A 10,049-nucleotide genomic window follows, 5' to 3' on the forward strand; every position below is an offset into this window, starting at 1 on the left:
GTGGGCTACGGCGTCAAGCAGACCGAGGCCAAGCGCCGCCCCCGCAAGGGTGGCACCACCCCGGCCCCGGCGGCTGCCCCGTCCATGACGGCCCAGGCCGCCCCGGCTGCGGCCGCTCCCGCTGCCGCTGCTCCGGCTGCTCCCGGCCGGAGCCTGGGCCAGGCCCGGGCGCTGACCAAGCCGCCGGTGCGCAAGCTGGCCAAGGACCTCGGCATCGACCTGACCCAGGTCACCCCGAGCGGCGAGGGCGGCATCATCACCCGCGCCGACGTCGAGGCCCACGTCGCCGGCGGCCCCACCGCGGCGGAGGCTGCCCCGGCAGCCGGCGCCCCGGCATACCAGGCCCCGGTGTTCGCCCGCTCGGGCGAGCGCGAGACCCGGGTCCCGATCAAGGGGGTGCGCAAGATGACCGCCCAGGCCGTCTCGGCCTCGGCGTTCACCGCCCCGCACGTCACCGAGTTCATCACGGTCGACGTGACGCGCACGATGAAGCTGGTCGACCGGCTTCGCGAGGACCGCGAGTTCCGTGACGTCAAGGTCAGCCCGCTGCTGATCGTGGCCAAGGCTCTGCTCCTCGCGGCGCGGCGCAACCCCGAGATCAACGCGCGCTGGGACGAGGCGGCCGGCGAGATCGCCATCGCCAACTACGTCAACCTCGGTATCGCGGCAGCCACCCCGCGGGGGCTGATCGTGCCGAACATCAAGGACGCCGACCAGATGTCCCTGCGGCAGCTGGCCGATGCCATGGCGGCGCTGGTGTCGACGGCCCGCGAGGGTCGCACGCCCCCGGCCGACATGACCGGCGGCACGATCACGATCACCAACGTGGGCGTGTTCGGCGTCGACAACGGCACGCCGATCCTCAACCAGGGTGAGGCCGCGATCCTGTGCTTCGGCGCGGTGCGCCAGATGCCGTGGGTCGTCAAGGGCAAGGTCAAGCCGCGCTGGGTCACCCAGCTGGCGCTGTCCTTCGACCACCGCCTGGTCGACGGTGACCTCGGCTCGCGGTTCCTGGCCGACGTCGCGGCCGTCCTGGAGGACCCGAGCAAGGGCCTCGTCTGGGGCTGAGCAGACCCGCGCAGCAACGCGAAGCGGGCGGTGGGACCTGGTCCCACCGCCCGCTTCGTCGTGTCAGGGCCGGTATGGCGCGCCCGTCACCTCCGGGCGCGCCCCCGCTCAGTGCGCGATCGGCGGCACCGCGGCGGCAGCCTCCGCGTCCTGGGCGTCGCTCTTGCCCCGCTCGGAGTAGGACGAGCCGCTGCGCAGCTCCACGTGCGGCAGGAACCACAGCACGATGAACGCCACGACCATCACGGCGGAGCCGACCAGGAACACCCGGTCCATGGCCTCGGAGAAGCCGACCAGGAACGGCTTGGCCAGGCGGGGGTCGATCTGCTGGATGAACGAGGAGTCGCTCAGCGGGTTGGCGCCGCTGCCGCTGCCGCCGGACTGCCGGCTCTTGAGCGCCGCGATGACGTTGGCGTTGGCCGCCGCGTTGCCGGTCGGGTTGCGCAGGGCCGCCTGGAAGTCCGGGGTCGGGAAGTAGACCCGGAAGGCCTCCGCGAGCTTGATCGGCACCGAGGAGAACAGGATCGACAGGAAGATCGCGGTGCCGAGCGTGCCGCCGATCTGGCGGGTGAACGTGGCCGAGGAGGTGGCCACGCCGATCTCCCGCGGGGAGACGGCGTTCTGCACGGCGAGGGTCAGCGGCTGCATGTTGAAGCCGAGGCCCAGGCCGAAGACGACCATCAGCACCATGACCTGCCACAGCGGGGTGTCGTAGGCGACGTAGTGGAACATGAACAGGCCGATGACCAGCAGGGCCGAGCCGATGATCGGGAAGTGCCGGTAGCGGCCGGTGCGGGAGATGGCCTGACCGGAGATGATCGACCCGGACATGATGCCGAGGGTCATCGGGACCAGCATGAGGCCGGCCTGGGTCGGCGTCGCGCCCTTGACGATCTGCAGGTAGAGCGGGAGCGAGACGAGGCCACCGAACATGCCCATGCCGAGGACGACCGAGGCGATGGAGGCCACGCCCACGGTCTTGATGCGGAACAGGTAGATCGGCAGCAGCGCCTCGTGGCCCATCGCCCGCTCGATGAGGAAGAAGGCGATGACGCCGAGGCCACCGATGACGTAGCAGGCGATCGAGCTGGCCGAGCCCCAGCCCCAGCCGCGACCCTGCTCGGCGACGATGAGCAGCGGGACGAGGCCGACGGTGAGGGCCACCGCGCCCCACCAGTCGATGCGGTGGTCGAGCCGGGTGTGGCGCAGGTGCAGGGTGCGGGCGACGACGAACAGCGCGGCGATGCCGATCGGCACGTTCACGAGGAAGACCCAGCGCCAGCCGGTGATGCCCAGGATGGTGTCGGCACCGGCGAAGAAGCCGCCGATGACCGGGCCGAGGACGCTGGAGGTGCCGAAGACGGCCAGGAAGTAGCCCTGGTACTTCGCGCGCTCGCGCGGCGGGACGATGTCACCGATGATCGCCAGCGCCAGCGAGAACAGGCCACCGGCGCCGAGGCCCTGCACGGCGCGGAACGCGGCCAGCATGGGCATCGAGGTGGCGAAGGCGCACAGGATCGACCCGATGATGAAGATCGTGATGGCCGTGACGAAGAACTTCTTGCGGCCGTAGATGTCGGAGAGCTTGCCGTACAGCGGCGTGACGATCGTCGAGGTGATCAGGTAGGCCGTGGTGACCCAGGCCTGCCCGGCAAGGTCGTTGAGGTCGTCGGCGATGACGCGCATCGCCGAGGCGACGATGGTCTGGTCGAGGGCGGCGAGGAACATGCCCATGAGCAGGCCGACGAGGATGGTGAGGATCTGCTTGTGCGTCAGCGGCCCGTCGGTGGCGGTCGCTGTCGCAGGAGTGGCGGACGCCATTACTGCTCCTTGCTGGCTGTGGTGTGGACGCCACTCATGGCGTCGGCGAAGTGCTTGATCATCTGGTCGCGCGAGGACTCCAGGGCCCCCGCGAACCGGTCGAGCTGTGCGGTGAACTGCTCGGCCTCGGCCTCGGTCCAGTCCTGCAGCATGCTGCGGAACCATTCCCCCCGTTGGGTGCGGAACCGCTCGATGAGGGCCTTGCCGGCCGGGGTCAGCGACAGCATCGCCGCCCGCCGGTCGTCCGGGTCGGGAAGCTTCTCGACCAGGTCGTGCTGGGCCAGCATCGAGGCCTGCCGGCTGACCGTGGACACGTCCGAGTGCACGCAGTCGGCCAGGGTGGAGACCCGCTTCGGGCCGCTCTCAAGCGTGAACAGCACCGGGTAGGCGGTGGCGTCCACGGCCGGGTGCAGCCGCGGGGCGTGCTGGCGCATCGCGTGGAAGAGCTTCATGACCCGGACCAGGTCCGCGCCGAGCTGGTTGGCGGCCTCATGGCTGATCGCCATCGGACCCCCCTTTGATCGCACGAAACTTGCTTGCGGCATACAAGTATCACACGACAGTTGCATGGCGCAAACAACTAAAAAGGCGTAGGCGCGCCTCACCCTCGCCGGGGCGGGCGGGGGGCGGTGACCTCAGTGGGTGACGACGAGGGCCTCGAGCACGCGGCGAGCCATCGCCTCGTCCCCGACGACGGCGTAGGCCGTGTCCGCCACCGCACGCCGCCCGGCAGCGCGGCGGGTGAAGGCGTCGGTCGACATGCTGATGCTGACCGTGGGGCCCTCGAGGTGGGGCACGGTCTCGTCGACGTGCTCGCCGGAGAACATCGCGTGCCCGTGCGGCCGGCCGTCGTCACCGGTGTCCACCCGCACCCCGGCCCGGGCGACCACCGGGCCGGTCACGTCGAGGATCACCGTGCTGCCCGGCTCGAGGCCGGCCTTGCGCGCCACCAGCCTGGGCAGCTGGATCAGGGCGGCGTTGACGAACACCGCCGCCGCGGGGGAGTCCAGGTTGCCCGGGCGGTTGAGGGCGGTGCGGATGTCCTGCTCGTGCGCCCAGACGTCGAAGGCCCGCATGAGCGCGACGGTGGCCGCACGCTCGGGTCCGAACGGTCCGGGGATGATGCTGGAGTCGGTCAGCCCGGGGCTGCGCAGCGTCGCGAGGCGCTGGGGCAGCACGTGCTCGAGCTCGGAGACCACGTCCTGGCCGCTGCGGCCGCGCCGCACCTCGACCGCGGACTCGACCTTCTGGCCGAGCTCGTTGCGGACGTGCTCGTAGGGCGGCACGTCGACCCGGGGGTCGCGGTGCCCCTCCAGCCAGGCCTCGACGCCGGCGACGTGCGAGATCTGGTCCTTGACCGTCCAGCCCGGGCACTCGGTCTCGCGGAGGAAGTCCTCCTCGCTGCACGAGCGGCCGAGGTCGACCACGGCCTGGCCCGTCTGGGCGAACGCCTCGACGAGGCCGTGCAGGTCGGAGGGTGCTGCCGGGTGCATGGGCATGGCGTCACCCTACTTAGGCTGGACCCCATGGCCACCCGGAAGTCCGACCCGCAGACGCCCGCCCGGGCACCGCTGGTGCTCGTCGTCGTCGCGGCGCTCGCGGTCGCTGTCCCCGCGGCGGTCCTCGGTGGCGCCGTGGCCGCGCCCGTCCCCGGGCTGCCCGACCCGGGTGCCCTGGTGCGCTGGGGTGTCGTCCTGGTGCGGGTCGTCCACGACCTCGCGGCTGCCCTCACCGTGGGCCTGCTCGTGCTGGCCGCGTTCATCGTGCCGGAGTCGCGCAGCACCTCCCGGCGGCTGACCGCGACCCGCTGGGCGGCCGTGTCCGCGACCGTCTGGGCGGTCGCCGGCCTGGTCGGCCTGGTCTTCTCCTTCGCCGACCTGGCCGGCGTGCGGGTCAGCGACCCCGGTTTCGGGGAGCAGCTGCAGACCTTCGTGTTCAGCATCGACGTGCTGCGCGCCGCCGCGATCAGCATCGGTCTCGTGCTGGTCGTGGCCACCGGCGCGGCGCTGGCCCGGACCCGTGCCGCGATGGTGGCACTGGCCCTGCTCAGCCTGCTCGCCGTCCTGCCGCTGGCCCTGGCCGGGCACGCGGCAGGGTCCACTGACCACGACACGGCCGTGAACTCCCTGGGGGCGCACCTGCTCGGCGTGGTGCTGTGGGTGGGCGGCCTGCTCGGCCTGGTCGTGCTGCGCCCGCTGCTGGGCAAGGCGTTGCCGGTAAGCGTGCGCCGCTACTCCACCCTGGCCGGGTGGTGCTTCGCCATCGTGGCCGTCTCCGGGGCGCTCAACGCGTGGCTGCGGGTGGGTTCGTTCAGCGGCCTGGCCTCCTCCTACGGCGCGCTGGTGATCGGCAAGACCGTGGCCCTGGTGCTGCTCGGCGCGGCCGGCTGGCAGCAGCGGCGCCGGGTCGTCGGCCGGCTCGGTGCCGACCCGGCCGCCACCGGCCTGTTCGTCCGTCTCGCCCTCGGTGAGCTGGTGGTCATGGGTGCGGCCTTCGGCCTGGCCACGGCGCTCTCCCGCAGCGCCCCGCCCGTGCCGCAGAGCCCCCAGGGCAACGTCTCGCCGGCCCTGTCCCTGACCGGCTACCCGGCGCCGCCGATGCCCGTGGCCCCGGACGCGTGGCTCACGGTCTGGCGGGTCGAGTGGCTGTGGCTCTCGCTCGCGCTCGTGGCGGTCGGCCTCTACCTGGCGGGCGTGGTCCGGCTGCGGCGCCGTGGTGACCGCTGGCCCCTCGGCCGCACGGTCCTGTGGGTGGCCGGCTGGCTGGTGTTCCTCTACAGCACGCAGGGCGCCCCGATGGTCTACGGGATGGTGCTCTTCTCGGCGCACATGACTTACCACATGGTCGTGTCCATGGCCGTGCCGATCCTGCTGGTCATGGGCGCCCCGGTGACCTTGGCGCTGCGTGCCCTGCCGGCCCGCTCCGACAAGACCCTCGGACCGCGCGAGCTGCTGCTGGGGCTGGTCCACTCGCGATACCTGAACGTCCTCGGCAACCCGGTCGTCGCGGCGGCCATCTTCTTCGGCAGTCTCGTGCTCTTCTACTTCACGCCGCTGTTCGAGCTGTCCCTGCGCACCCACACCGGGCACGTGCTGATGACCGTGCACTTCCTGCTGGCCGGTTACCTGTTCGCGTGGGTGCTCGTCGGGGTGGACCCCGGGCCGCGGCGGTGGCCGCCGTCCATGCGGCTGCTGGTCCTGTTCGCGACGATCTCGTTCCACGCGTTCTTCGGGGTGGCGCTGACCACGGGCACCACGCTGCTGGCGCCCGACTTCTTCCACCAGCTGCACCTGCTCGGCGAGGAGCAGCTGCTGGCCGACCAGCGCAACGGCGGCGCGATCGCCTGGGCCGTCGGCGAGCTGCCGACGCTCATCCTCGCCCTGCTCGTCGCGGCCGCCTGGGTGCGCTCGGACACCGCCGAGGCCCGGCGCCGCGACCGCCAGGCCGACCGCGACGACGACGCCGAGCTGCGGGCCTACAACGCCCGGCTGGCCGCCGCCCGCGCCGCGCACACCCGCTCCTCTGCGCCACGCCCCGGCCCCGGCACGACCGGGCCCGCCGCCGACCCGGAGGTCACCGCCGAACCCGACCCAGCCCCGACGCAGGGAGACTGACATGCGCATTGCCGTGATCCAGCTGGCCTACGGCGACGAGGAGAGCGTCGAGCAACGCACCGAGCGGGTGGCTGCGATGGTGCGCGCCCAGGCCGGCCACGACCTCGTCGTCCTGCCCGAGCTCTGGTCCGCCGGGGGCTTCGACTACCCGGCGTGGGAGGAGCGGGCCCAGGCCGTCGACGGGTCCGTGGCGCAGGCGATGGCCGCCGCGGCGCGCGAGGCGGGGGTCATGCTGCACGCCGGCTCGATCGTGGAGCGTCCGGCCGACGGCCGGCGCGGCCCGGAGGGCAAGGACCTGTGGAACACCTCGCTGGTGTTCGACCGCGACGGTGCCCTGGTCACGGCATACCGCAAGATCCACCGCTTCGGCTTCGGCGCCGGGGAGCCCAAGCTCATGGAGGCCGGCGACCGGCTCGCCCTGGTGGACGTGCCCGACGGCGCGGGCGGTCCGGCGGCCCGCGCGGCCCTGTCCACCTGCTACGACCTGCGCTTCCCCGAGCTGTACCGCGCCCAGGTCGACGCCGGCGCGACGATGTTCGTCATCCCCGCCGCCTGGCCGATGGCCCGGGTGCGGCACTGGACGCTGCTGGCACACGCCCGCGCGATCGAGGACCAGTGCGTCGTCGTCGCGTGCAACACCGCCGGCACGCACGCCGGGCACGAGATGGGCGGGCACAGCCAGGTGGTCCTTCCCACAGGCGATGTCCTGGCCGTGGCGGGAAGCGGGGAGCAGGTGCTCAGTGTTGAGGTCGACATGAGTTCCGTCGACGACTACCGCGAGAGCTTCCCGGTCCTGCGCGACCGCCGACTGCCGTTCCAGCGCGCATGAGCGACACGGTCACCAGGCGCCTGCGCGTCCGCGCCCCCGAGCTTGCCGGCCGCGGCTGGCTCAACACCGGCGGCACGGACCTGTCCCTGGCCGACCTGCGCGGCCGGGTCGTGGTCCTGGACTTCTGCAAGTCCCGCTACTAGGAGTAACTCCTATACGGTGCGTCCATGACCACGCACCACTCGGCGCCCGACGCGGCCGCGGCGATCTACGTACGCCGCTCTCACAAGAACTCGAAGGACACGCACCGCCTCGGCCGCTCCATGCGCGAGCAGCAGGCCGACTGCCGAGCCCTCGCCTCCCGCGTCGGCCTGCGGGTCGTCCGCGTCTACGCCGAGCGCGAGGGCACGGGCGCGAGCCGCCACTCCCGCAAGGCCCGCCCGGTCTGGGAGGAGGCCCTCCGCGACCTCGACGGCGGCGAGGAGTTCCGCACGCTCATCGTCTGGAGCCTCGACCGCGCGACGCGCAAGGGCGCCGTCGAGGCGGGCGAACTCGCCGAGCGCCATGTTGGGAAGAACCGCCGCGTTCTCGGCGTGGACGGCACGGACACGGGCGACGAGCGCGCCCGCCTGTCCCTCATCGTTCGGGCCGAGGTTGCCCGCGAGGAGGCCGAGAAGCTCTCCGAGCGCGTCTCTCGCGCCCGACGCTTTGCCCGCGATAACGGCAAGTGGCAGAGCGGCAAGCCTCCCCTCGGCCTCCGCCGCGCCGAGGACGGGACGCTGGAGCGCGATCCGGAGACCTACGCCCTCGCCCGTCGCATCGCCGACGAGGCCCTCGCCGGTCGCTCCCCGTACCTCATTGCCAAGGGCCTCAATGCCGAGGACGTCCCTGCCTCGCGCGGCGGCGAGTGGCGCTCCTCAACCATCCGCGAGCTCCTGAAGTCTCCGGGCTTCGCAGGCCTCCAGTCGCTCCGGCGCAAACTCCCCTCGGGCAACTGGGCGACCGTCGCCGATGTCTACCTGAACGCCGACGGGCTCCCGGTCTCCGTCGGCGCTGGCGTCATCACGGAGGCCGAGCGGGCGCAGATTCTCGCCCTCGTGGACGAGCGCCGCGACGACCTGGGCCGCGGTCGTCGAGGCCCGCTCGACGGCGGCCGCCCGACGCTCCTCCGCGGCCTCGTGAGGTGCGCCTCATGCGAGCGCATCGCCCGCGTGACGGGAAGCCGCAACGGACACCGCTCCTACGGATGCGCCTCGGCGCAGGCTGGCACGACGTGCCCGGGCTTCACGGCGCCCGAGACCCGGACCGATGACGCCGTGGTAGACACCTTCCTCCGCCGCCTCGCCATCGACCCGGAGGACGAGGCCGAAGACCCGCATCGCGTCGAGCTCGTCGCCGAGGTCGCCCGTCGATGGGCGGCGCGCGTGGACCCCGAGGCCGTGACCGAACGAAACCGCCTCGCGGAGGTGCTCGCGCGCTTCGAGGCCGACCTCCAGCGCGTCATAGACCTCGCCGCCGCTGGCATCCTCACGGCGGAGGAGGCGGCACATCGGCTCCCGCCTCTCCGCGTCCGCGTGGCCGACGCCCGGGCCGCTCTGGCGATGCTTCCGGACCCGGAGGGCGACATGACGCCGCTTCTCGACATGACGCAGAGCCGCGAGGCATGGGATCCCCTGCCGGTCGAGGAGCGCCGTAGCCTCCTGGCCCTCGCCATCGACCGCGTGACCATCACCCGCGCCCCCGGCCGTGGCGTCCGCTTCTATCCCGGCGAGCGCGTGCTCATCCATTGGGTAAGCCCGCCTGGAGGCACGACCCCGGCTGGCGCGCAGCGCATCGACGCCGGAGGAGCGCCGGAGGAGCCCGTGACGTCGCCGTCCTAGGCCCCAGAGTGACGAAGTGATTAAAGAACCGTCACTCTCTATTCCCCGCTTAAAGAGATCTCTCTCTACGAAAGGAATAGGAAGTGAAGGAACTTCCGTCACTTCGTCACTTTCGCCGCACCAAGGTGCCTCGCCGCCCCTCTCCGGCGCTCATGAGCAGCTCCCGACCTCGGGGCCCATCCCTCTCTCTGTGACGGCCGCGCGGCCGCCACAGAGAGAGGGAACACCCCATGCACACCTTCGCCCACGGCGACCGCGTCGTCGTCACGTCTCCCGTCTACCGCGTCGGCGTCACCGACTACGAGCACATCCCTGGTTGCATCGACCTGGTCCCGACGGGCGCCAAGGTCCCGGCTTCGTTGTCTCCATCCCGGAATCTTGGCACGACGATGTCACTTCTGAATGGGTTGCCGACTATGTCGCCCGTGCGCTTCACCCCGGCGCGGGCGTTGGCAGGCACCTGCGCAGGTCCGGCGGCGGGTAGGGCGCGAGTCCGAGGCGCGCCCGGGGACGCGTACGCTCTCGGCATGCGTTCTCGCGTCCGCGTTCGCGCCCCAGAACTCACGGGGCGGGGCTGGCTCAATACTGGCGGCAAGTCCTACTCAATCGAGGAGTTCCGGGGTCGTCTATGTATTTTGGACTTCTGGACGTTCTGCTGCGTCAACTGCCTACACGTCCTGGACGAGCTGCGCCCGCTGGAGGAGAAGTACGCCGACTCCCTCGTCCTCGTCGGGGTGCACTCGCCCAAGTTCGAGCACGAGGCCGACCCGGACGCCCTGGTCGCCGCCGTCGAGCGGTATGCCGTGCACCACCCGGTCCTCGACGACCCCGAGCTGGTGACGTGGAAGGCCTACACCGCCCGCGCGTGGCCCACGCTCGTGGTCATCGACCCCGAGG

Annotated in this window: 9 protein-coding genes; 6 read left to right on the forward strand and 3 right to left on the reverse strand. The window is 71.9% G+C overall.

Annotated elements, in window-relative coordinates:
- On the forward strand, positions 1-1,068 hold a 1,068-nt coding region (locus tag VF825_RS17795; protein WP_331115862.1), incomplete at its 5' end, for a dihydrolipoamide acetyltransferase family protein.
- 108 nt (positions 1,069-1,176) lie between these two features.
- Here the strand turns inward: VF825_RS17795 and VF825_RS17800 are convergent.
- The 3 genes from VF825_RS17800 to VF825_RS17810 all read right to left on the reverse strand — a co-directional run bounded on the left by VF825_RS17800 (position 1,177) and on the right by VF825_RS17810 (position 4,388).
- The gene (locus VF825_RS17800; protein WP_331115864.1) at positions 1,177-2,889 is read right to left on the reverse strand and encodes an MDR family MFS transporter; all 1,713 of its coding nucleotides are present in this window, start codon (positions 2,887-2,889) and stop codon (positions 1,177-1,179) included.
- Positions 2,889-3,395 (reverse strand): MarR family transcriptional regulator, encoded by a 507-nt coding sequence (locus VF825_RS17805; RefSeq protein ID WP_331115866.1) that lies wholly within the window; start codon positions 3,393-3,395, stop codon positions 2,889-2,891. The genes VF825_RS17800 and VF825_RS17805 overlap by 1 nt, the downstream gene beginning before the upstream one ends.
- A 129-nt stretch (positions 3,396-3,524) precedes the next feature.
- Positions 3,525-4,388, reverse strand: a complete 864-nt coding sequence (locus VF825_RS17810; protein ID WP_331115868.1) for a maleylpyruvate isomerase family mycothiol-dependent enzyme — start codon at positions 4,386-4,388, stop codon at positions 3,525-3,527.
- 27 nt (positions 4,389-4,415) lie between these two features.
- Between VF825_RS17810 and VF825_RS17815 the strand changes: the two genes are divergently transcribed.
- From VF825_RS17815 to VF825_RS17835, 5 genes are all read left to right on the forward strand, one after another.
- Positions 4,416-6,503 carry a cytochrome c oxidase assembly protein gene (locus tag VF825_RS17815; protein ID WP_331115870.1) on the forward strand — a complete coding sequence of 696 codons (2,088 nt, stop codon included), beginning with the start codon at positions 4,416-4,418 and terminating at the stop codon, positions 6,501-6,503.
- Between the two features lies 1 nt (position 6,504).
- Complete coding sequence (locus VF825_RS17820) at positions 6,505-7,332, forward strand: nitrilase-related carbon-nitrogen hydrolase (protein ID WP_331115872.1); 828 nt, start codon at positions 6,505-6,507, stop codon at positions 7,330-7,332.
- On the forward strand, positions 7,329-7,475 hold the full coding sequence (locus tag VF825_RS17825; RefSeq protein ID WP_331115878.1) for a hypothetical protein: 147 nt from the start codon (positions 7,329-7,331) through the stop codon (positions 7,473-7,475). Before VF825_RS17820 ends, VF825_RS17825 begins: the two co-directional genes overlap by 4 nt.
- A gap of 24 nt (positions 7,476-7,499) precedes the next feature.
- Positions 7,500-9,152, forward strand: coding sequence for a recombinase family protein (locus VF825_RS17830; protein ID WP_331115874.1), 1,653 nt, complete (start codon positions 7,500-7,502; stop codon positions 9,150-9,152).
- A 527-nt stretch (positions 9,153-9,679) separates the two neighbouring features.
- Positions 9,680-10,049 (forward strand): thioredoxin-like domain-containing protein (locus VF825_RS17835; RefSeq protein ID WP_331115876.1); only part of this gene is annotated, 370 nt, incomplete at its 3' end.

Origin of the sequence: Oryzihumus sp., from assembly GCF_036391795.1 — a bacterium.
In the GTDB taxonomy this organism is placed as follows: domain Bacteria; phylum Actinomycetota; class Actinomycetes; order Actinomycetales; family Dermatophilaceae; genus Oryzihumus.